This window comes from Amycolatopsis sp. NPDC102522 (assembly GCF_055584485.1).
Genome location: NZ_JBVJLY010000005.1, coordinates 113,240 through 134,623 on the forward strand (window position 1 = coordinate 113,240; position 21,384 = coordinate 134,623).

Consider the following 21,384-nt stretch of genomic DNA (forward strand, 5'->3'; position numbering starts at 1 on the left):
TCATCTGACGAAGAACCGAGTGAAGTGGAACTGGGACGGAAAGTAATCACCCAGTTCACTCGCTAGGAACCAACGAACGTCGGTTCCGCCCGAATACCCGACTTAGGTCGGTATACGTAGTGAAATACGGACCGGATCGTGGGAATGGCCACTCGAAGGGTTGACCGGACCCGGTCTTAGGGCGGGGGCTCGTAAGACTGTCGGTGGTGCCCCATAGGCTTGACGACGTGGCTGACCCGACCACCTACCGTCCCTCGCCGGGGAGCATCCCGGACGCCCCTGGCGTGTACAAATTTCGTGACGCCACGAAGAGGGTCATCTATGTCGGCAAGGCGAAAAGCCTCCGCAGCAGGCTGAACTCCTACTTCGCCGACATCACCGGCTTGCACCCGCGCACGCGCCAGATGGTGACGACGGCGGCGAGCGTCGAGTGGACCGTGGTCGGCACCGAGGTCGAGGCGCTCCAGCTCGAGTACAACTGGATCAAGGAGTTCGACCCGCGGTTCAACGTCCGCTATCGCGACGACAAGAGCTATCCGATGCTCGCCGTCACGATGAACGAGGAGTTCCCGCGCCTGCACGTCTATCGCGGCGCGCGCAGGAAGGGCGTGCGGTACTTCGGGCCGTATGCGCATGCCTGGGCCATCCGCGAGACGCTCGACCTGCTGCTCCGGGTCTTCCCGGCGCGCACCTGCTCGGCCGGCGTCTTCAAGCGGCACGGCCAGATCGGCAGGCCCTGCCTGCTCGGCTACATCGGCAAATGCTCCGCGCCGTGCGTCGGCAAGGTCTCCGCCGACGAGCACCGGGACATCGTCGAAGACTTCTGTGACTTCCTCGCCGGCCGCACCGACGCGCTGATCCGCCGCCTGGAACAGGAAATGACGGCCGCGTCCGAAGAGCTCGAGTTCGAGCGCGCCGCCCGGCTGCGCGACGACCTCGGCGCGCTCCGGCGGGCGATGGAGAAGCAGGCGGTGGTGCTCGGCGACGGTACGGACGCCGACGTCGTCGCCTTCGCCCACGACGAACTCGAAGCCGCTGTCCAGGTCTTCCACGTGCGCGGCGGCCGGGTGCGCGGCCAGCGCGGCTGGGTGATCGACAAGGCCGAGGAGATGGACGTCAAGGACCTCGTCGACCACTTCCTCACGCAGTTCTACGGCGAAGAGGCCGAACGCGCGGACGACCCCGCCCTCGGGTCGCCGGTGCCGCGCGAGGTGCTCGTCCCCGAACTGCCCGCCGACGCGGAAGCCCTCGGTGACTGGCTTTCCGGGCTGCGCGGTTCGAGGGTGAGCCTGCGGGTGCCGCAGCGCGGGGACAAACGCGCGCTCGCGGAGACGGTGACGCGTAACGCAGGCGAGGCGTTCACCCAGCACAAACTTCGCCGCGCCGGCGACCTCACGGCCCGCTCGGCCGCGCTGGCGGAACTGCAGGACTACCTGGCGCTGGAAACCGCGCCGCTGCGCATCGAATGCGTCGACATCAGCCATATCCAGGGCAGTGACGTGGTGGCGTCGCTCGTGGTGTTCGAAGACGGGATCCCGCGCAAGTCCGAGTACCGGCGTTTCGCGTTGCGCGAGGCCGCGGAGGAAGGTGACGTCGCGTCGATCGCCGAGGTCGTCCGCCGCCGTTTTTCCCGGTACCTCAAGGAAAACGCCGAGGGCGTCGAGGTCGATCCGGACCGCCCGGGCATCGACCCGGAGACCGGCAAGCCGCGCAAGTTCGCCTACGCGCCGAACCTGCTCGTCGTCGACGGCGCGGGCCCGCAGGCCACCGCGGCCGCGGACGTCCTCTCCGAACTGGGCATCACCGACGTCGCCGTCGTCGGCCTGGCGAAGCGCCTGGAGGAGGTGTGGCTGCCGGGCGACCCCGATCCGGTGATCCTGCCGCGCACCTCCGACGCGCTGTACCTGCTGCAGCGGCTGCGCGACGAGGCACACCGCTTCGCCATCCGGTACCACCGGGAGAAGCGGTCCAAGCGGATGCAGGTGTCCGCATTGGACGGTGTGCCGGGACTGGGGCAGGCTCGTCGTACCGCGCTGATCAAGCATTTCGGCTCGGTGAAGAAACTCCGCGAAGCAAGACTCGAGGAGATCGAGGCGGTGCCCGGCTTCGGCAGGCGCACCGCGGAAGCGGTCGTCGCGGCACTCGCAGGGGAGTCCGCGGCGGCGGGGGAGTCTGGTAGTACGTGATCGGGGAAAGGACCATCGTGAGTGCGCAAGAAGAAGGCCGCGGATCCGGAATGGAGGTCGCGGTCGTTTCCGGGCTGTCCGGAGCGGGCCGCAGTACCGCCGCGAAATGCCTGGAGGATCTGGGCTGGTTCGTGGTGGACAACCTGCCGCCCGAGCTGATCGCCACCATGGTCGAGCTCGGCGCGCAGGCGCGGGGCGCGATCACCAAGGTCGCCGTGGTGATGGACGTGCGCTCGCGCGCGTTCACCGACGACCTGGCGTCGGTCATCAAGGACCTCGACGCCCGTGGCTACAAGCCGCGCGTCCTGTTCCTGGAGGCGACCGACGCGGTGCTGGTGCGCCGGTTCGAGGCCGTCCGCCGCGGGCACCCGATGCAGGGCGACGGCAGGCTCGCCGACGGCATCACCGCCGAGCGCACGCTGCTGGAGCCGCTGCGGGAAGAGGCCGACCTCGTGCTCGACACGTCGTCGCTTTCGGTGCACGACCTGCGCGCCAAGATCGAGGACGCCTTCGGTTCCGAGGCCAGCACCCAGACCCGAGTCACGGTCCTGTCGTTCGGCTACAAGTACGGCCTGCCGATGGACGCCGACCTGGTGATGGACGTCCGGTTCCTGCCGAACCCGTTCTGGATCCCGGAGCTGCGCGAGCACACCGGCCTGGAGGGCGAGGTCCGCAACTACGTGCTCAGCCAGGAAGGCGCGGACGAGTTCCTCGACCGCTACCACCAGCTGCTGCGCCTGATCGGCGCGGGCTACAAGCGCGAGGGCAAGCGGTACCTGACGCTGGCCGTCGGCTGCACGGGCGGGAAGCACCGCAGCGTCGCCATTTCCGAGGAACTCGCCCAGCGTCTGTCCAATGAGGACGGGATGGCCGTGAAGGTGGTGCACCGCGACCTTGGCCGCGAGTAGCGAGCCGCGTGCGGTGGCACTGGGGGGCGGGCATGGCCTGCACGCCACCCTCACCGCGTTGCGCCGGGTGACCTCGCAGGTCACGGCCGTGGTCACCGTCGCCGACGACGGGGGGTCGTCCGGCAGGCTGCGCCGGGAACTCGGGTTGTTGCCGCCGGGTGACCTGCGGCAGGCCTTCGCGGCGTTCGCCGCCGAAGACGGCGGAACCCTGTGGGCGGAGGTGTTCCAGCACCGCTTCGGCGGTGACGGCGCGCTCGCCGGGCACGCCGTCGGGAACCTGTTGCTGGCCGGGCTGTTCGAGGTGCTCGGCGACCCGGTCGCCGCGCTCGACGAGGCGAGCAGGCTGATGGGCATCTCCGGCCGGGTCCTGCCGATGTCACCCGAACCGCTGGAAATCCAAGGGGAGGTTTCGGGCCTGGACGCCGAGAACCCCGAGGCACTCCGGCGGATTCGCGGTCAGGTGGCGGTGGCGACGACACCGGGGCAGGTGCACCGGATCAGCCTGCACCCGACAGGGCAGGCCGACAGGCCGCCGCGGGGGTGTCCTGAAGCGATCGAGGCCGTGCTCCGCGCGGACGTGGTGTTCCTCGGCCCGGGGTCGTGGTTCACCAGTGTGCTGCCGCATCTGCTGGTGCCGGATCTGCACGACGCGTTGCTCCGAACGGACGCCACGAAGGTGGTCATCCTCAACCTGATCCCCCAACCGGGGGAGACTGCGGGATTCTCCCCGGAGAAGCATTTGGACGTACTCTTCGAACACGCCCCGGAATTGCGGGTGGACGCGGTGATCGCGGATCGTGACTCGGTGCCCTCACCAGCCCGGTTGCGGGACGCGGCCGGGGAACTCGGCGCGCGGGCGTTGCTGGGGGCGGTGGCTGACCCGGTCGTGACGGGGCGGCATGATCCTGATGCGCTCGCGGGCTGTATGCGGGACGCTCTCGGTCTCACCGGGGGAGGAGCTGAAGGTATGGAGGGGCAGCGATGGCGATGACCGCCGCCGTGAAGGACGAGCTGAGCCGACTGGAAATCACCAAGATCGGCCCGCGCCGCGCGGAGGTCGCGTCGATGCTGCGATTCGCGGGAGGGCTGCACATCGTGGCCGGCCGCGTCGTGGTGGAGGCCGAACTCGACACCGGTTCGGTGGCGAGGCGGCTGCGCAAGGAGATCCACGAACTGTACGGACACCAGTCCGACGTACACGTCATTTCCTCCAGCGGCTTGCGCAAGGGCACGCGATACGTCGTCCGGGTGGTCAAGGACGGGGAGGGGCTCGCCCGGCAGACCGGCTTGATCGACCAGCGTGGCCGCCCGGTGCGCGGACTGCCCGCCGCCGTCGTGTCCGGTGGCGTCGCCGACGCGGAAGCCGCGTGGCGTGGCGCGTTCCTGGCGCACGGTTCGCTCACCGAACCCGGCCGCTCGTCGTCACTCGAAGTCACCTGCCCCGGCCCCGAGGCCGCGCTGGCGCTCGTCGGAGCGGCTCGGCGGATGGGCATCCAGGCCAAGTCACGTGAGGTCCGCGGCGCGGACCGGGTCGTGGTGCGCGACGGTGACGCCATCGGTGCCCTGCTGACCCGCCTCGGCGCGCACACGAGCGTGCTCGCCTGGGAAGAACGGCGGATGCGCCGCGAAGTGCGCGCCACCGCGAACAGGCTCGCGAACTTCGACGACGCCAACCTGCGGCGCTCGGCCCGCGCGGCCGTCGCGGCGGCGGCCCGGGTGGAGCGGGCGCTGGACATCCTTGGCGAGTCCGCTCCGGACCACCTGCTCGCCGCGGGCAAACTGCGGCTGTCGAACAGGCAGGCCTCGCTCGAAGAACTGGGCCAGCTGTCCGACCCGCAGATGACCAAGGACGCCGTCGCCGGCCGGATCCGCCGCCTGCTCGCGATGGCCGACAAAAAGGCGAAGGAACAAGGCATCCCGGACACCGAATCCGCGGTGACCCCGGACATGCTGGAAGAAGACGAGGCCTAGCCCCTCCCGCTTTTCGCCCTCTGACTGCGGTCTTTGGTGTCGCGCCTGGAGGGTGTCGCGAAAGCCACTTTCGAGACATCAGACGTCCCGAGAGTGGCTTTCGCGACGTCCGAAGTGGCGGTGAGGCGTCGGTAGGGGTGGGTTCTTCGTGTCGTGTTGCGAAAGCCACTTTCGCAACCCCTTCGCCGCAGCAGCGTCGGATGGGTTGCGGTCGTTGTGCGGAAGCACCGCGCCCCATAGGTCACCGGCTACGTCCACCGGCATGAAACCTTTGCCCCGCCTCCCGCATTTCGTCCTCCAAGTGCGGTCCTTGCGCGTGCATCGATCGCAATCAGAGGACTAAACACGGGGCTCAGGGGGCGTTTCGCCGAAGACCTCGCAAGTCGCCGCGTCGCCCCGCACCGCGGCGGTGGCCAGAAGGACGGCTCCCGCTGTCCACGTGGTGCGTTCGTCCGGCCAGAACTCCCCGTCCGCGAACTGGTAGCCGGTCCAGTACGAGCCGTCGTCGTGCCTCAGCCGGGCGACGCACCCGAGGAGCTCGGCGGCACGCGCCCGGTCACCGCGGGTGGCGAGGGTGAGAGCCAGTTCGGCCGTCTCGCCGCCGGTCGCCCACGGTTCGTGGTGGACGCACCGCACGCCGAAGCCCGGTTCGACGAATCGGCTCCAACCGGCCTCGATCCGTGCCGTCGCCTCGGATCCGGTCAGCACCGAACCCAGAACCGGGTAGTACCAATCCATCGCGTGCGGCTTCGCGGCGAACAGATCCGGCTCTTCGACGAGCGCGGTCCGCAGCCGCCGTGCCGCGAGGACCCACCGGGGCCGGTCCTGCCCCACCGCGCGAGCGAGCGCGAGCGCCTGGTTCAGCGCGTGGTGGATGCTGCTGCACCCGGCGACCAGCCGGACCAGGGGATCGGCTCGCCAGGCGATGGCGCCCGATGGCTGCTGACACCGCACGACGGCGTCGAGGGCACGGTCCACCACGGGCCACAAGCGTTCCACGAACGTCCGGTCGGCGGTCGCCAGAAAATGGTGCCTGACTCCGACGGCGACATAGGCCGTGAAGTTGGTGTCCATAGTGGACAAGGTGGCTTCGCCGTCTCGATACTCGGCTGCCCAGGAGCCGTCGGTTCGTTGAGTGCGGGCGAGCCAGTCGTAGGCGGCTTCCGCTTCCGTGTGCATCCCGGCGACGTCGAGGCCCATCGCTGCTTCGATGTGGTTCCACGGGTCGAGGTGACCGCCTGCCTGCCAGGGAATCCCGCCGTCCGGCCGCTGTACGGCGGCGATCGTGGCCGCTGCGGTCTTCATGGCTTGCGCGCGTAGACGACGAGGCTTTTGCCGAGTACCGGGTTCAGCAACCGTTCGGTGAACCGGACCGGACGGGGGCTCCGCATGATGTCCCACACCAGGAATCGGTGGTACAACTCGCAAAGCCGGTGATCGGTATCGGGGCCGACCGCGCATTTCAGCCACCAGTAGGGCGAATGCAGCGCGTGCGCGTGATGACCGCCCAGGGGGTGCAAGCCCGCCTCGCGCAGGCGTCCGAGGAGTTCGCCGCGCCGGTAGATCCGGATGTGCCCGCCTTCGACCTCGTGGTACTCGTCCGAAAGCAGCCAGCAGATCCGCTCCGGCCACCAGCGGGGCACGGTCGCCACGACCAGGCCGCCGGGAGCCAGAACCCGGCTTATCTCCGCGAGCACGGCACGGTCGGCGTGGATGTGTTCCAGTGTTTCCGCCACGATCACCCGGTTGAACGCGCCGTCCGGGAAGGGAAGCCGAAGGGCGTTCGCGCGGACCGTCAGTGCCGACGCCGAGGCCGGGGCTTCTCCGGCTTCGGCGATGTTGGCGAACATGTCCCGAACGTCCTTCAGCGCGGTGTCGTCGAGATCCGCGGCGATCACGTCCGCGCCCCGTTTGTAGGCCGCATAGGCGTGCCGCCCGTCACCGCAGCCGATGTCGAGCACCCGGTCTCCCGGGCCGACGCGGAATCGGTCGAAATCGACGGTCAGCACTCGGCACGCTCCTGTTCCGGTGCCCTGCCGAGGATCTCCCGGTAGCAGGCCGCGGTCTTCTCCGCTGTTCGCCGCCAGCTCAACTTCGCCGCGGCGGCAAGACTTCGCGCCGAGAGTTCGGCACGATGCCCGCCGTCGCCGAGGAGCGCGTTGATCGCGTCCGCGAGGATGCCGGGATCGCCGGGCGGCACCAGGATTCCGGCGTCCCCGACGACTTCGGGCAGTGCGCCCGCGGTCGTGGCCACCACCGGTGTCCCACAAGCCATCGCCTCCGCCGCGGGCAGCGAGAAGCCTTCGAACAGCGACGGCACGCACACGACCTCCGCCGAACAGAGAAGCCCTGCCAGGTCGTCGTCCGAGAGACCGTTGACGAATCGCACATTCGCTGCGGGACCGAGGTCCGCCATGGCCCGCTCAGTCGGTCCACCCGATTTCGGCTTGCCCACCACGACCAGTTCGCCGTCGACCTTCGCCCAGGCCTTGAGCAGGACGTCCAGGCCTTTGAGGGGTTCGTCCGCGCTGGCGGTGGTGACGACCCTGCCCGGCACCCGCGCGATACCGGGTCTGGGCTTGAAGATCCGGCTGTCTGCCGCGAGCGGTACGACCCGAATCCGGTTCTTCGGGACCCCCATCTCACGAGTGATCGCTTCGCCTGAGGCGTGGGAGACCGTGAGTGCGGGCAGCCGTCGTGCGACACGATGTTGCATGTGGACGAAGCCGTACCACCGGTTGACCCGGTCCGCCTCCCGGCCGGTGACGGTGGCGAGTTTCAAATCACGGTCCACCGCGATGGGGTGGTGGATCGTCACTATCGTCGGAAGTCCACAGTGGAGCATTCCGTAGCCGAGCCCCTGATTGTCGTGCACGACGTCGAATTCGTGCCGTCGCTTCGAGAGGTACCGGGCGGCGCGCAGTGAGAAGGCCAGCGGCTCGGGAAAGCCACCGCGCCGCATACCGAGGAACTCCACCCAAGCGGGCAGGTCGCGGAGCTCCGCCAGTCGCGGGGTGCGGAACGGGTTCGGCTCGGCGAACAGATCGAGTCCCGGCAACTTCGTCAGCCGCACACCGTCTTCGACCTCCGGGTAAGGCGGCCCGGCCAGCACCTCGACCCGGTGGCCCAGCCCGGCGAGTGCGCGGCTCAGATGCCGTACGTACACGCCTTGCCCGCCGGAACGAGGATTTCCCCGGTAACTCAGCAGGGCTATCCGCAGGGCCGTCACCGATCATTCCCCGGTGGTTCGGCCGTCTTCCTCACCCAGAACCCGTGCCAGGTCTCGCAGCGTGACGTGATGGGGTCGGCCTCGCCCAGTTCCCGGGCCGCGCGTCGCGACCACATGGCCCAGCGTTCCCGATTTTCGAGAGGGATGCCGGACGCACGGCGTTCCAGTGAGAGGAGCGCGTCCTCTCGCAGACCCGCCAGCCACAGATGCTCCGCTTCGTTGGCGGAGGCGTAATTCTGCTCGTTCGTCGGTTCCGCGGTGCCGGAGGGCGGTTCGACCTCGCCGGCCGCGGCCGCCAGCCGGGCATGCAGCCGCGCCGCGTCGCCGGGAGGCGGCGAGGCCGCGTCACCGGTCCACAGCACGGTCTCGGTCGGCAGCCCCGCCGCCGCCCGGCTCACCGTGCCGCCCAGCCCGGCCAGCACGTCCCGGACGTAAACCGTCCTGTCCGGACCGCCGCTCGCCGCGCTCGCCTTGGTCAGGATCGAGATCGGGATCGGTCCACGAGAGGCCGCCAGGTGCAGCAGGTCCAGCAAGATCGCTTGAGCCGGGCGGGGTGAGGCTATCGAGCCGGTGTCTTCGTCGGCTTCCGGCCATTGCTCCTCCTGGCCGACGCTGATGAAGGTGACGGTCGAATCGCCGACCCGGACCACATCGCGATGCGACAGCTCGACGCTCAGCACCCGCTCCCCGTTGACGTAGGTGCCGTTGGCCGAGTCCAGGTCGGTCAGCCACGCGTTCTCGCCGTTCCAGCGGATTTTGCACTGCATGCGGGAGACCCGCGAATCGGTGAGGCGGAGACCGGCTTGGCGGCTGCGGCCGAGGGTGGTGATCCCGAAGGAGAGTTCGTGGTTGACGGGAGGTTGGCCCGGGACGTCGATGATCAGCGAGGCGGGCGTGATCGTCGGAGACGTGACCGAACCGGCGTCGTGGGCGGGCTCTGTTCGTTCGTCTCCCATCGGACGGGGCATAGGCTCCCCACTCCCCTGTGTGGGTCCCGGGTCCCCGATGATCGGGGGATCCTGCCAGGGGAGACCAGGCGCCGGAGACAGGCGCACCACTTTCGCGCCCGGTAGGTTCTCCGGAGCCCGCGTCGCCACCACCGTCTTCACCCACGACAGGTCCGGATCGGTGGACAGGCTTCGCAGGAAGCCGCTCAGGCGCGAGGCGACGTCCGGGTCGAGGTCGTCCAGCCCGTCCATCGCGATCCGCACCGGGCTTGCCGTCCACTGTGGAGTGACGGTCCGCAGCGGGCCGAGAATGGCCAGATCGAAAGCGCTTGCGCCGTTGCGCGCGCTCTCGTCGAGGGTGCTCAGGAAGCTCTCGCTGGACTCGGCGAACCACGGGATCGTGTGCCGTAGCTGGCGGGCCAGCTCCCGCGCGAGCTGTTCCGCGGTCTGCCCGCGGGCGGCGAACAGCACGGCGTGCAGGAAGTCCGGCGGCACATAGGATTCCGCCACCGACGGGCGGGCGAGCGCGGCCAGCGTCGCCGATTTCCCGGCACCGGCCTCACCGGTGATCGCGACCAGGCGAGCCCCGGTGAGCAGGTGCCCGACGGTCTCCCCGAGCTCCGGCTTCTGCCGGTAGTTCGCGGTCAACCGCTCGATGTCCGGCGCCGCGGGGTTGCCCGCCAGCGGCGAACGACGCCACGCGGGGGAGGAGTTGAGCGCCAGCCACAGTCCCTGATCGGCTCCGACCACCTCGCGGGTGCCGTCGAAACCGAGATGGATCGCGGTCTGCGCCGGGCACAGCCCGGTGATGACCCGCTTGAGATCCGCGCAGCGGACGTGTTCGCCGAAACTCGTGTGCCCCGAACGCAGGACGGTGACCAGCGAGCGGCTGAAGCAGCCGTTGGCGGCGACGCGGTCGTCGGACGCGGTGAGCAGGTCGAACCGCCTGCCCGCTTCGCCGACGATCCGCAGCCAGCGCCTCCCCGCCTGCAGCGCGCCGATCCCCGCGTGGCAGGTGTCGAGCAGGATGACCAGGCCGTCGAGCGTCGAATGACGGCCGAGCAGTTCCTTGATCCGCTGGGCGAACAGGAACGACTTCCGGCTGTCCACCGGCAGGCTGGTTTCCTTGGTGAGGAAGTAGAAGTCGTCGGCGGCGTATTCGCCGTGCCCGACGAGCGACAGGAAAAGCGTCGCCTCGTCCTCCGACGCGCGTTCGAACGCCTCGGCCAGCGCGTCGTCGAGTTCGGTCATCGTCGGGTCGACCAGCAGGCCGCGGCCGTCCGCGAGGGCGGGGACACAGCCGCCGATACCGGGATCCAGCAAGGCCGTCGAAACCTCGTGGCCGACGTCGGGGAGGAACGAGAGAAGGTTCAGCGAATCGCATTGCGACGCGACGACCAACGACCTCCGCTCTCCCACGGAGATCACTTTGTCTCATCGGCGGTGCACCGGCAAGCACTTCGACGATACTGTGCGCCATGGCTCGGATCGTTCTGGTGCACGGCATCGCCCAGGAACAGAAGTCCGCGGACACCCTCGAGGCGGAATGGCTGCCGAGCCTCGCGGGCGGGGTCCGGCTCGCCGGCGATCCCGCGCTGGCCGACGCCCTGTGGCGTGACTCCCGGCCCGGCGACGCGCGGATGGCCTTCTACGGCGACCTTTTCCTCCGCGACGGCCAGCAGGGCGGCGCAGACGAACTGACCGTCGAAGAGTGGGGGCTCGCCGAGGCGCTGGCGGCGGAGTGGCTCCGGAACGCGGCCTCCCGGTCGTCTCGGGAAAGCGATCGGAACCGGGCGCGGACCGATCTGACGCAGCTTGGCGGTGCCTCCGAGGAGTACCAAGGCGTCCGCGCGGCGGCCCGTCCGGTGCTGAACGCGCTGGTGCGGCTGCGGCCGTTCGCGAGGCTCGGGGTGGCGTTCGCCGAACGCGTGGTGGTCAAGGCGCTCAGACAGGTGACGCTGTACCTCACCGACGAGACGATCCGGAAACAGGTGCAGGATCGCGTCGCCGAGCACATCGGACCGGAGACCGAGGCGATCATCGGGCACTCGCTCGGTTCCGTCGTCGCCTACGAAGCCGCCCATCTGCACGGCCGCCCACTGCCGTTGCTGCTCACCCTGGGGTCGCCGCTCGGCCTGCGCACGGTGGTCTACGAACGGACCCGCCCGCAACCGCCGTCCGTCCCGCCCGGCGTCGCGAGCTGGGTGAACCTGGCCGATCGGGACGACCTCGTCGCCGCGAAACCGGACCTCGGCCCGCTGTTCCCCGGCGCAGACGGCGTCCTGGACAGCGGATACACGGTCGACAACGGGGCGAAACCGCACGAGGCGGCGTTCTACCTCGCCAAGCGCCGGACCGGCGAGGTCCTCTCCAAGGCGTTGTCCTAGCTCGCGGCGGCGCTCAGCGCCTTGACCGCCGCGGGCTGCCAGCCCGGCGGGCCGAACACGTACCCGAGTTTGTCCCGCCACGATCCGGCCGCGCGGACGTCGCGCAGGATCGAGCCGTACTCGTGGAAACCGACCTTGAGCAGGTTGTGGGACTCGACGTTCTTGGTCAGCCCGTAGGTCGGCCGCTTGCCCTCGGGTACGAAGCTGCCGAACAGCCGGTCCCAGATGATCAGGATGCCGCCGTAGTTCGCGTCCAGGTACTCCTGGTCGCTGCCGTGGTGCACACGATGGTGTGAAGGCGTGTTGAACACGTACTCGAACCAGCGCGGCAGCTTCCGGATCTTCTCGGTGTGCACGAAGAACTGGTAGACGAGGTCGATCGACAGTCCGGTGAGGATCATCCACGGCGGGATGCCGGCGAAGGCGAGGATCGACCAGAACGGCAGCTGGAAATACGGGGTCCACTTCTGCCGCAGCGCTGTCGAGAAGTTGTAGTGCTCGCTCGAATGGTGCACCTGGTGGCCCGCCCACATGAGCCGGACGCGGTGGCTCGCCCGGTGGTAGGCGTAGAAGACGACTTCCTGGCCCAGCAGCATCAGGACCCAGGTCCACCAGTCGTGCGGGCTGAACTTCACCGGCGCCAGTTCGTAGAGCGCGGCGAACACGAAGAGCATGCCGATGCGGAAGACGCCGTTGATCACCACCGCCACCGCGCCCATGGACATGCTGGTCCGGGTGTCCTTGACGCTGTAGCCGATGACGTTGTCGTCGTGGCCCAGCACGTGCAGCGCGAGGATCTCGATCGCGACGAACAGCAGGAACACCGGTGTCGCCATCAGTACCGGGTCACTCAGATGGGCAAGAAAATCCGCCACCGCGCCGCACCCTCTTCCAGGTCTCGTGATCTGACCGTAAGGTAACTTACCCTAGGGTCATTTACCTCAGGGTAAGATACCCGCCGTGACTGAAGCAAGGGCCGTCGGCACGAAGGGGGTGCCCCGTGAAGAGCGGGAAACCCAGATCGTGCGCGCCGGGACGGAGGAGTTCGGCAAGAACGGGTACGCCGGGGCGTCGATGGTGGAGATCGCCCGCCGGGTCGGTGTCACGAAACCCTTGCTGTACCAGTACTTCGGTTCGAAGGACGGGCTGTACCTCGCCTGCCTGCACCGTGCGGGGGACAGGCTGACCGAAGGGGTCGCCGAGACGATGGCGGAGGAGGGCGCGCCGCCCGAAGGGATGCCGCTCGCGGTGCTCTCGGCCATTTTCGAGACGTTCGACAACGACAGGTACGCGTGGAAGCTGCTTCGCGACTCGACGGTGCCTTCGACCGGTGAGATCGCCGGTGTCGCGGTCGACTACCGCTACCGGCTCGACGGGTTCGCGCTGATCGGCGCCGCCCAGCTGATGCACTCGCGGGGACTGGACGACGATCGCGACATCGAGGCGATCGCCCAGGTGTGGACCGGGGTGGTCGATTCACTCATCAGCTGGTGGATCGACCAGCCGGATCAGGACGCCGCGGCGATGACCGAACGGTGCTCGCGGATCATGCGGAACCTGTTCGGCTGGTGAGCGCTGCGGCCGCTGCCTCGCAGTCGGCGAAGGCGAGCGGCGGCCGGTCGGCCAGCGGGAACCAGGCGTACTCGGAATTCTCTTCCGACAGCAGGATTTCCGCTTCCGGCGGGAGTTCGCAGGTGAAGGCGAGCCCGATCGTCTTCAGGCCGGTGTCGCCGTAAACCGACGAATACGATCCGGCGAACCGGAGATTCCGGAGCTCGCAGCCGATCTCCTCGAGTCCTTCGCGGACGAGGTTCTCCTCGGCGGTCTCGGCGCCGGAGAGGAAGCCGCCGACGGTGTCCCAGCTGCCCTTCCGGGGCTCGTGTTCCCGGCGCAGCAACAGGATCCGGTCGTCGTCGAGGATGAGACCGACCGTGGTCGGCAGCGGGTTGTCGTATTTGGTGAAGCCACAGGCGGGGCACTCGGCATGAGTTTCTTCGCCTTCGCCGGCGAGCCTTGTCCGGTCGCCACAGCGGGGGCAGAACGTCCAGTCCTTCACCGGCCGAAGCTTAGCGGCCGGTGAAGGACCGGACATCAGGAACTCACGAGCAGCGCCAGAACGACGGCTCCGGCAAGCCTGTCGGCGTGGCGATGATCGCACCGTCCGCGGTCACGGCGGCGTCCGCGCCGAAGGGGTGGGGTTCGTCCGAGAAACCCGGCCTGGCGCCGGTGATCTTGGCCTCGTCCGCCCCGTTACGCCATACGCTCGCCGAATCCCCCGCGTTGATGCCGCGGAACCCGAGCACGATCCCGTTGGCGTTGGCGGCCTTCGCGGTCGCGCCGGCAATGGTCGAGACCACGTTGCCCACGGCGTCCCACACCAAGGCCACCCGGCCGCCCGCCGAATCGAAGCCGTGGCCGGCGGTCACCCCTTCGTCGAACTGCGACGCGACAATCCGGGTGAGACCGTCAGGGAGCCGAAGCCTGCCCTGGGTGCCGTCGGCGTGGTAGATCTCGCCGGTCGAGGCCACCACACGTCCCGTTTCGTCGATCCCCACCGGGAACCCGTCACCGAGGATCCGGTAACCCGTGCCACCCGACGGCCAGTAGACGATCTGTGTCTTGCCGGCGACGTCCACGAAACCGGTGATGTCCCCGCGATCGTTGATCCGGGTGGCATAGGTTTCCCCGAACGAGGGTTCCGGAAGCCATCGATAGAACGACTGGTACACGTACGGAGTGGCGTTGTGCGCTTCGTCGAACTTCGCTCCTACGACCGCCCCGTTCCGGTTGATGTCCCGGGTCTCGTTCCAAGCGGCATCGGCGAAGCGCAGCATGATCCTGGGTTGTCCGTTGTGCCAGACGATCCCGCGGCCGGGTTCGGGAAGGTTGCTGCCGCTCCCGACGATCCACTCCGTCCCGGCGGAGCCGTTGATGTAGGCGTAGTCGATCCCGGAAGGCATCGGCAGTTTGGTCTGGTACCAGTGACAGGGGGCCGCGTCCGGTCCGGACGCGGCCTGCGCCGTCTGGACCCCTGTCAGCGCCGAAAGGACGACCGCGCCGAGAACGACGAGCCTTCGCCCGGCGGACATGCTCAGAACCACCACTGGTTCTTGGCGCCCGCTACGAAGTCCCACAGCTGCACGACGCCGCCGTCACGCCCCGCGGTGCCGAGGTCGGAGTCGAGGTAGCGGCCGTTGCGCACGTTCTGCAGGCGCAGGAAGCCCTCGGGGTTCTCGGTGACCGAGAACCACTGGTTCGACGCGGCGGGCAGGTAGTCCCAGAGCTGGATCTTGGTGCCGTTGCGGTCGATCGAGCCGAGGTCGGCGTCCAGGTACCGCCCGCTCTGGGCGTTCTGGAAGCGGTAGTGGCCCTCGGGGATCTGGGTGACGTACCAGCCCTGGTTGGCAGGGAAGGTGTTGTCCGGCTGGATGAGACAGGTCCACAGCTGGACCTTGGTGCCGTTTCCGTTGATGGTGCCCAGATCCGCGTCCAGGCAGCGGCTCTCGTCGGACGCCGGGCCGATCAGGTACGCCTGCTGCTGAGCGGCGATACCCACGCCGTGGATCTTGACGGGCCGCAGCGACAGCCGGCCGATGTCGATGCGCTGGTCCGCCTGTGCGGCGGGCGCGCCGAACAGCGCCGAGAATCCGGCGAGCACGGTCATGGACACGAGGAATCGCTTGAGATTACGCATTTTTCTCCCCAGTTCACCGCAGGTGTCTCTACTGGGCCCCGACCAGGACAACCTGCTGACCATGATCTTGCCGTCCGGCAGGGACAGCGTCAACGAGGTTGTTTCCCACGAAAACGCCACCCCGTCGGGAAATCCCGGACGGGATGGCGTCTCTCCAGTTCACACTGGATACGGTCGGGGTGCCCGGCGCCGCTCCGGACACCCCGGCCGTGACTCAGGACGCGGCTTGGGATTTGCCGCGCAGTTTGACGTTGGCCGTCGAGGCGTTCTTGATCGCCGTCTCGATCTGCGCCATCGTCGAGGACGAAGACAAGCCCGGCACCGTCGCCGTGTTCAACGCGTAGAGCGTGAACGTGTAGGGATGGCTGGAACCGCCGGGGCAGGGGCCGAAGTACTTCTGCGAGTTCGCCCCGCTGCCCATGGCCTTCTGCTTGGCGCCGTTCTGGTTCGGGACGGTGTAACCCGCTCCCAGACCTTCGGACAGCGACGCCGCGGACGCCGGGATGTCCCAGATCGCCCAGTGCAGTTTGTTGCCGTTGTTGGCCACGTCGGCGAAGACGACCGCGTATCCCTTGGCATTGGTGGTCCCGGCACCCCACGCCAGCGGCGGGGAGGTGTCCTGGCCCGCGGTGCCGTCACCGGCGCAGGTGTACTTGTCCGGGATGGTGGCGTTGTCGGCGAACGCGGAACTGCCCAGTTTGAACGCTCCCGGCTGCGAGGCACCTGGGAACTTCAGCCGCACCACCACGTTGTCGATCCCGCTCGGCGTGCCGCCGTTCTTGTCCGCGTTGGTCGAGGTGACCCACAGACCGCCGTCCGGGGTCTTGGTGACCGAGCGGAGCCTGCCCCAGCGGCCGGAGAACAGCGACTGCACCGAACCGACGCCGTTGCCCGCCGCGTTGATCTGCGTGGCGAAGAGCTGCTCGCTGGTGACGGCCGCGACGTAGATCCAGTCGTTGACGATCTCGATCCCGCTCGGCCCGCCGGAACTGGTCGGCCAGGTCTTCTTCGGCGCGACCGTGCCACCGCAGCTGCCGTCGGTGCCTTCACACTGGGGCCAGCCGAAGTTGCCGCCCTTCTGGATCAGGTTGAGCTCGTCCAGCTTGCCGTCGCCGAACTCCGAAGCCCACAGCTGGCCGCGGGAGTCCCACGCCAGGCCCTGCGGGTTGCGGTGCCCGAAACTCCAGACGTAGCGGGCGTTGCCGCCGGTGGAGAAGAACGGGTTGTCACCCGGTGCCGAGCCGTCGGGGTTGACCCGCAGGATCTTGCCGTTGAGCGAGCCCTTGTTCTGCGCGGTTTCCTTGTTCTGCCCGTCGCCGACGGTGACGTAGAGCCTGCCGTCCGGGCCGAAGCGCAGCCTTCCGCCGTTGTGGTAACGGTTCTTGGCGATCCCGGTGAGCACAGGAGCCGACGTCGAAGACAGCTTTCCGTTCTCGTAGGTCATCTTCACGATCCGGTTGTCGCCGGAAGCCGTGTGGTACAGGAAGATCGAGTGGTCGCTGGCGTAGTTCGGCGAGATCGCGATGCCGAGCAGGCCGCCTTCGCCGTTGGTGCCGACAGCGCCGGGAACCTTGCCGACGGTCGTCTTCTCGCCCGACGGCGTGATCCGCAGGATCTCGAACCGGTCCCGTTCGGTCGCCAGCGCGCTGCCGTCCGGCAGGAAGTCGACGGACCAGGCTAGGTCGGCCTTCGTGATGTCCTTGTCGTACTCGGGAATCCCGCCGCCCGCGTTCCCGCTCGTCTTCGCGGTCAGCGCGGTGCTCGCGGCGGAGACGTTGCCGTCGAGGTCGCGGGCCTTCACGGTGAACGTGTACGACGTGTTCGCCGTCAGTCCGGTGATCGTGGCGTCGAGCGAGGGCGTCGTCGCGACCTTCGTGGTGCCCTGGTAGACGTCATAGCCGGCGATGGTGCCGCTGTCGTCCGTGGAAGCGTTCCACGCCAAGGAGACGCTGTTCGCGGTCACCGACGTCGAGCGCAGGTTCCCCGGCACGGTCGGCGGTGTGGTGTCACCGCTGGACGGTGTCGTGAACTGCACGACATTGCTTTGCTGCGAAGGGTTTCCGGCCGCGTCGAAGGCGCCGACGGAGATGTCGTAGGCGGTGTTCGGCTGCAGGTTGTCGACGGTCGCGGTGAGCGTGTTCCCGTCGACGCTCTTGAGGACGTTGCCGCCGCGCATGACGTCGTAGCGGACCACGCCGACATTGTCGGTCGCGGCCTCCCAGGTGAAGGTGGCGCTACGGGCCTTGACGTCCTTGGCTGCCAGGTTCTTGGGGGGGGTCGGCGCTTCGGCGTCGGCCACTCCGCTCACGGTGAGCTTGTCCGCGTTGGGGCCGCCTTCAGCGGTCGTCGCGGTGGTGCGGATCTTGTTGGCCCCGGCGGCGAGCGCGACGTCCTTCGTGACCGTCTTCCAGGTGGTCCACGCACCGGTGCCGGGGAAGGACAACGTCCCGGCGGACGTGCCGTTGATGCTCAGCGAGACCGGCCTGTCGACCGTGGTTCCGTTGGCGTAGCGGAAAGTCAGCGTCTGGGTTCCGGCCTGCGCGGCGTTCACCGTGTACTCGACATAGCTGCCGACGACGTTGTCGAAGTTCACGAACCCGGTGCCGGAATAGCCCGCGTGGTTCTTTTCGACGGCGCCTTGGGAGATCGTCGCGGCTTCGGATTCGAGGTCGATCGGTGCCGCGCCGGCGGGGAGGACCGGCAGGACGGCGAAGGTCATCGCCGTCGCGGCGGCACACGTGAGAAGCGCGCGCCACGGTGGTCGGGGTGCCACTGGAGCCTCCATGCGTGAAGTCGGGGTCGGGGAGGGTGCAACGGCGGACCGGGCGGGACCCGGCGGGAGCGGAGTTTTAGTTAGGAAACTTTCCTATCTATGGTTCAGATCACACACCAGTGGGTGCTGCGTGTCAATAGTCGAGGAAGACCCTCACGGAGTGTGATGCCCGGTGTCGCGGTCAGCGGGACGGAGACACCTTTCGACGCAATCAGTCCTCTGGATGCGGGGTGGGCAAACGTCACATTGGAGGCTTCCCGGGGTCGGGGCCTTCACGACAGTGGCGTAGCGCGGGCCTGGGGCACTGGGACCCCGCGGGGGTGAGCTGAAGGGAACCTTCCCCACGTGCGATGCGACGAAAGTCCCCTTCAGCAGCCCGAAACGCTTGCCGTACCCCTCACTGGAACACCACTTGCCACTCGCGACCCCGATCGCGTCCCGGCAAGAGTCCCTCAAGGACGGTCAGGAAGAAGGGAGGCGTCAGCCGGCGATGTCCGCTCGCGCGATCACTTTCACGATTTTGGCTCGCACCAAGGACTCCTCGGGTACGGCGTTGCGCTTGCCGTAGGCCTCGGCCTTGTCCGCGCCCATGTACCGGCCACCGAGCTTGGTCGCCCATTCGAGCATCTCGTCGTAGTCGCTGTGCAATTCCGCCTCGGCGGTGAACTGCACATACGAGTACGGCGGCTTCTGGTCGTCGACGGCCAGCGAGAGCCGAGTGTCGCGCCGCAGCGCCTTCCCCTTGAGCGTGTCCGTACCGGTGGTGAAGATCAGCTCGTCCCCGTGAGGCCCCTCGTTCAGCAGGAACCACACCGGCGTCACGATCGCCGCCCCGTTGGCGCGCACCAGGCCGAGCATGCCCGTGCGGGTGCCCTCGCTCGCGAAGCCCCACCATTCGTCCCGGCTCATTTCACGCATGAACCAGACGCTACCGCCGCCCGGAGCGCCGGGCACCCCGGTCACCCGTGCGGGGTGTCGGGGGTGCCGACTAGCCTGGCCTGCTGTGCGAGACGACGAGCTGACCGGGATGGGCCTGGCCGACGAGGGGCTGACCCGCCGCCTCAAGGCGCTGGCCTGCACCGCGCCCTTGCACGACCTCGACGCGCGCAAGGCGAAGCTGGACTGGGCGGACGCCACGATCTACCAGATGGCCGAGATCGCCCTGCACACGATCGACCAGGTCACCGTGTCGATGGACTTCGACACCGGCGCCGACCACGAACAGGTGATCGGGCGGCTGCTGCCGTTCGTCGCGCTCCAGGCGCCGGGCCGGACGCCGGACGAGCACGCCAAGGTCGCCCGCTGGGTCCTCGACAACCTGATCAACGTCGGCACCACCGACCGCGGGTTCCGCCGCGTCTACGGCTCCATCGGCCCCGGCGGCGGCTACCAGCGCCGTCAGTTCGACTTCAAGCTGCTCGTCGAGCTCGCCGCGCCCGACGGCGAGGTCTACCTGCGCGCCACCGACGAGGCGATCAACGTGCTCGTCGGCGCGCTGGACACCGACGTCGAATCCGCCCAGATCGCGGCCGAGGTCAAACTGGAGAACCTGATCAGCCGCGGCCGCCTCGCCGACGCGAAACTCGCCGCCGAGCAGGCCCGCTACCGGACAGTCCAGTACGGCGAGACGCTGCGCGCCAAACTCGACGCCACCCGGCGTGACGTGCGCGCCGTCGACTGGGAGCGCGAGGTCCCGGACCTGCTGGACCAGGCGCTGTCCCATATCGAGTCCCGCTTCCGCGCCGAGAACGCGATCCTCAAGAACATCACCGCGTCCCGCGACGAGACCGAGGACCTCGACCGCAAACGCCGGGCCGCCGAACTCGTCGACATCGTCAGCGACTGCATCCGCCGCCACACCCGGCTGCAGTCGAGGCTCGCCGACGCCGGAGCGGTGTTCCGCGCCGAACAGGACCGCCAGCAGTTCTCCGGGCCGCCGCAGCGCGCGACGATCGACCTGTTCGGCCAGCTCCTGATGCCGACGCTGGGCCTGCCGATCGCCGAGGCCGTCGCGCCCGCCGAGTCGTTCTTCCACGCCGTCGCCGGGATCACGCCGCCGCCCGTGCCGTCGCTGTCCTCACTGGTGTCGCTGCTGCTGCGCCCGGCACCGGAACGCGACCAGCTCGTCGGCGAGATCCCCGAACCCGAGCTGATGCCCGCCGACGTCACCGACCGCTTCGGCGACGAGCAGTGGCGCCTCGCCGACGACCTGCTCGATCTGCCGGAGGTGCCGCGACGGCTGTCCGGGCTGCTCGAAGAGGCCCGCCGGATCGATCCGGGGCTGCCCGCCCTGGTCGCGCTGCGGGCGGTGCACGCCTACAGTCCCGAGGTCGGCGCGGCGCTGCGGCTGGGGCAACGCCAGGTGCTGCTGGCCGTCGACGACGGCACGCTGCTCGAAGACCCCGAGTTCGGCGGAGCGGATCTGCTGCTTTCGTCGGCCAGGGTCGATCGTGAGGATCAGGAAGAGGAGGAGGTCGCGTGACGACGCCGATTTCTACAGGGGACGTCGAATCCGCGGCCCGGCTCGTCTCGTTCGGCATGCGCCCGAAGCAGCTGCCGTCGCGGGACGTCGTCTACGGCGATCTCGTCCGGCGCTACGGCGAGGACAGGGCGTTCAAGCAGCTCACGCACGCTGTCGCGGCCGGGCTCGGGCTGATGGTGCTGGAGGTCAACCTCCAGGCCGGTGCCGTACTCGCGGCGACCGACGAGTCCGTCTTCGAGATCAAGATGGACAGCTACGCGCGGCAGAGCAAGATCCGCGAACGCCGCGAGACCGAGAAGGTCTTGCACGGGCTCGTCCACCTGGCCACCGCCGCGCTCGGCTACCCGCGTCCGGACGACCTGGCCAACGACACCTACATCGGCCGCGTCAGCGTCGAGCAGGTGGACGCGATGGTGCGCGAGGCCTGCCGGATCCTCGACGAGCGCGCGGTGGAGGCCGAGGCCAACAACGACCCGCTGGCCGACGCGCCCGAACTCGAACAGGCCTGGCGCGCCTACGCCCGGCGTCCGGCCGCGGCGGCGACCAAGGACGGCAGGCTGGCGTCGGACACCACTCGCGGCATGGTCGCGCGGGCCCTGCGTTTCCTTGCCGACCAAGGCTTTCTCGTCCAGGTCAGCGGGGAACAGGGCGGGACCTACCGCACGACACCGCGCTATCAGGTGCAGGTGCGCGAACTCGCCGCCGACGCGGCCTTCGACGATCTGCTCGAGCTGAACGTGGTCTCGGTCGCCAACGGCGACGGGACGCTGCGCGCGGCCGCTTCGGACACGCTGTAAAAGGGGACTC

At 68.7% G+C, this 21,384-nt stretch carries 18 protein-coding genes; 8 read left to right on the forward strand and 10 right to left on the reverse strand.

The genetic code is table 11. The features are described 5' to 3' along the window. The first annotated feature begins 227 nt into the window (after positions 1–227). Genes uvrC through whiA form a run of 4 tightly spaced genes read left to right on the forward strand, consistent with a single transcriptional unit; the run spans position 228 to position 5,065 of the window. Entirely contained in the window at positions 228–2,186 is a 1,959-nt protein-coding gene (gene uvrC / locus ACZ6YV_RS15845) for an excinuclease ABC subunit UvrC (RefSeq protein WP_465510269.1), read from the forward strand. Positions 2,187–2,236: 50 nt separating this feature from the next. After that, positions 2,237–3,094 carry an RNase adapter RapZ gene (rapZ, locus tag ACZ6YV_RS15850; protein ID WP_191254737.1) on the forward strand — a complete coding sequence of 286 codons (858 nt, stop codon included), beginning with the start codon at positions 2,237–2,239 and terminating at the stop codon, positions 3,092–3,094. Beyond that, positions 3,081–4,085, forward strand: a complete 1,005-nt coding sequence (locus ACZ6YV_RS15855) for a gluconeogenesis factor YvcK family protein (protein ID WP_465510270.1) — start codon at positions 3,081–3,083, stop codon at positions 4,083–4,085. Before rapZ ends, ACZ6YV_RS15855 begins: the two co-directional genes overlap by 14 nt. Then, positions 4,076–5,065: a DNA-binding protein WhiA gene (whiA, locus tag ACZ6YV_RS15860; RefSeq protein WP_061980674.1), complete on the forward strand. Its 990-nt coding sequence runs from the start codon at positions 4,076–4,078 to the stop codon at positions 5,063–5,065. Before ACZ6YV_RS15855 ends, whiA begins: the two co-directional genes overlap by 10 nt. Before the next feature lie 339 nt (positions 5,066–5,404). Here the strand turns inward: whiA and ACZ6YV_RS15865 are convergent, their stop codons facing one another. From ACZ6YV_RS15865 to ACZ6YV_RS15880, 4 genes are read right to left on the reverse strand one after another with little or no spacing between them, the layout of a single operon-like run. Then, the gene (locus ACZ6YV_RS15865; protein WP_465510271.1) at positions 5,405–6,370 is read right to left on the reverse strand and encodes a prenyltransferase/squalene oxidase repeat-containing protein; all 966 of its coding nucleotides are present in this window, start codon (positions 6,368–6,370) and stop codon (positions 5,405–5,407) included. Next, positions 6,367–7,074, reverse strand: coding sequence for a class I SAM-dependent methyltransferase (locus tag ACZ6YV_RS15870; protein ID WP_465510272.1), 708 nt, complete (start codon positions 7,072–7,074; stop codon positions 6,367–6,369). The genes ACZ6YV_RS15865 and ACZ6YV_RS15870 overlap by 4 nt, the downstream gene beginning before the upstream one ends. Next, a complete protein-coding gene (locus ACZ6YV_RS15875; protein ID WP_465510273.1) occupies positions 7,068–8,294 on the reverse strand; it encodes a glycosyltransferase family 4 protein in 1,227 nt (408 codons plus the stop codon). Before ACZ6YV_RS15875 ends, ACZ6YV_RS15870 begins: the two co-directional genes overlap by 7 nt. Then, positions 8,291–10,660 carry an FHA domain-containing protein gene (locus ACZ6YV_RS15880; protein WP_465510274.1) on the reverse strand — a complete coding sequence of 790 codons (2,370 nt, stop codon included), beginning with the start codon at positions 10,658–10,660 and terminating at the stop codon, positions 8,291–8,293. Before ACZ6YV_RS15880 ends, ACZ6YV_RS15875 begins: the two co-directional genes overlap by 4 nt. A gap of 59 nt (positions 10,661–10,719) precedes the next feature. Between ACZ6YV_RS15880 and ACZ6YV_RS15885 the strand changes: the two genes are divergently transcribed. Beyond that, positions 10,720–11,628, forward strand: a complete 909-nt coding sequence (locus ACZ6YV_RS15885; protein ID WP_465510275.1) for a hypothetical protein — start codon at positions 10,720–10,722, stop codon at positions 11,626–11,628. Here ACZ6YV_RS15885 and ACZ6YV_RS15890 read toward each other — a convergent pair. Then, positions 11,625–12,503 (reverse strand): sterol desaturase family protein, encoded by an 879-nt coding sequence (locus ACZ6YV_RS15890; RefSeq protein ID WP_465510276.1) that lies wholly within the window; start codon positions 12,501–12,503, stop codon positions 11,625–11,627. The genes ACZ6YV_RS15885 and ACZ6YV_RS15890 overlap by 4 nt on opposite strands. An 85-nt stretch (positions 12,504–12,588) precedes the next feature. Between ACZ6YV_RS15890 and ACZ6YV_RS15895 the strand changes: the two genes are divergently transcribed. After that, the gene (locus ACZ6YV_RS15895; RefSeq protein WP_378237821.1) at positions 12,589–13,200 is read left to right on the forward strand and encodes a TetR/AcrR family transcriptional regulator; all 612 of its coding nucleotides are present in this window, start codon (positions 12,589–12,591) and stop codon (positions 13,198–13,200) included. Here ACZ6YV_RS15895 and ACZ6YV_RS15900 read toward each other — a convergent pair. From ACZ6YV_RS15900 to ACZ6YV_RS15920, 5 genes are all read right to left on the reverse strand, one after another. Beyond that, positions 13,175–13,684: an NUDIX domain-containing protein gene (locus ACZ6YV_RS15900; protein WP_465510277.1), complete on the reverse strand. Its 510-nt coding sequence runs from the start codon at positions 13,682–13,684 to the stop codon at positions 13,175–13,177. The two genes, ACZ6YV_RS15895 and ACZ6YV_RS15900, sit on opposite strands and share 26 nt — an antisense overlap. A 43-nt stretch (positions 13,685–13,727) precedes the next feature. Then, a complete protein-coding gene (locus tag ACZ6YV_RS15905) occupies positions 13,728–14,717 on the reverse strand; it encodes a hypothetical protein (protein ID WP_465510278.1) in 990 nt (329 codons plus the stop codon). Between the two features lie 2 nt (positions 14,718–14,719). Further along, positions 14,720–15,322 carry an RICIN domain-containing protein gene (locus tag ACZ6YV_RS15910; protein ID WP_465510279.1) on the reverse strand — a complete coding sequence of 201 codons (603 nt, stop codon included), beginning with the start codon at positions 15,320–15,322 and terminating at the stop codon, positions 14,720–14,722. Positions 15,323–15,536: 214 nt separating this feature from the next. After that, the gene (locus tag ACZ6YV_RS15915; RefSeq protein ID WP_465510407.1) at positions 15,537–18,041 is read right to left on the reverse strand and encodes a PQQ-dependent sugar dehydrogenase; all 2,505 of its coding nucleotides are present in this window, start codon (positions 18,039–18,041) and stop codon (positions 15,537–15,539) included. Between the two features lie 534 nt (positions 18,042–18,575). Continuing rightward, positions 18,576–19,013, reverse strand: coding sequence for a PPOX class F420-dependent oxidoreductase (locus tag ACZ6YV_RS15920; RefSeq protein ID WP_465510280.1), 438 nt, complete (start codon positions 19,011–19,013; stop codon positions 18,576–18,578). Between the two features lie 109 nt (positions 19,014–19,122). Here ACZ6YV_RS15920 and ACZ6YV_RS15925 point away from each other — a divergent pair, with 109 nt between their 5' ends. Further along, a complete protein-coding gene (locus ACZ6YV_RS15925; protein WP_465510408.1) occupies positions 19,123–20,577 on the forward strand; it encodes a hypothetical protein in 1,455 nt (484 codons plus the stop codon). A gap of 56 nt (positions 20,578–20,633) precedes the next feature. Continuing rightward, positions 20,634–21,374: a hypothetical protein gene (locus ACZ6YV_RS15930; RefSeq protein ID WP_465510409.1), complete on the forward strand. Its 741-nt coding sequence runs from the start codon at positions 20,634–20,636 to the stop codon at positions 21,372–21,374. Positions 21,375–21,384 lie beyond the last annotated feature (10 nt).

Excerpts from the sequence above, each read along its gene's own strand:
- whiA (WP_061980674.1), top strand. The coding sequence starts at position 4,076 with ATGGCGATGACCGCCGCCGTGAAGGACGAGCTGAGCCGACTGGAAATC.
- ACZ6YV_RS15920 (WP_465510280.1), bottom strand. The coding sequence starts at position 19,013 with ATGCGTGAAATGAGCCGGGACGAATGGTGGGGCTTCGCGAGCGAGGGC.
- ACZ6YV_RS15885 (WP_465510275.1), top strand. The coding sequence starts at position 10,720 with ATGGCTCGGATCGTTCTGGTGCACGGCATCGCCCAGGAACAGAAGTCC.
- ACZ6YV_RS15930 (WP_465510409.1), top strand. The coding sequence starts at position 20,634 with ATGCGCCCGAAGCAGCTGCCGTCGCGGGACGTCGTCTACGGCGATCTC.
- rapZ (WP_191254737.1), top strand. The coding sequence starts at position 2,237 with ATGGAGGTCGCGGTCGTTTCCGGGCTGTCCGGAGCGGGCCGCAGTACC.
- ACZ6YV_RS15905 (WP_465510278.1), bottom strand. The coding sequence starts at position 14,717 with ATGTCCGCCGGGCGAAGGCTCGTCGTTCTCGGCGCGGTCGTCCTTTCG.
- ACZ6YV_RS15910 (WP_465510279.1), bottom strand. The coding sequence starts at position 15,322 with ATGCGTAATCTCAAGCGATTCCTCGTGTCCATGACCGTGCTCGCCGGA.
- ACZ6YV_RS15925 (WP_465510408.1), top strand. The coding sequence starts at position 19,123 with ATGGGCCTGGCCGACGAGGGGCTGACCCGCCGCCTCAAGGCGCTGGCC.
- ACZ6YV_RS15915 (WP_465510407.1), bottom strand. The coding sequence starts at position 18,041 with ATGACCTTCGCCGTCCTGCCGGTCCTCCCCGCCGGCGCGGCACCGATC.
- ACZ6YV_RS15865 (WP_465510271.1), bottom strand. The coding sequence starts at position 6,370 with ATGAAGACCGCAGCGGCCACGATCGCCGCCGTACAGCGGCCGGACGGC.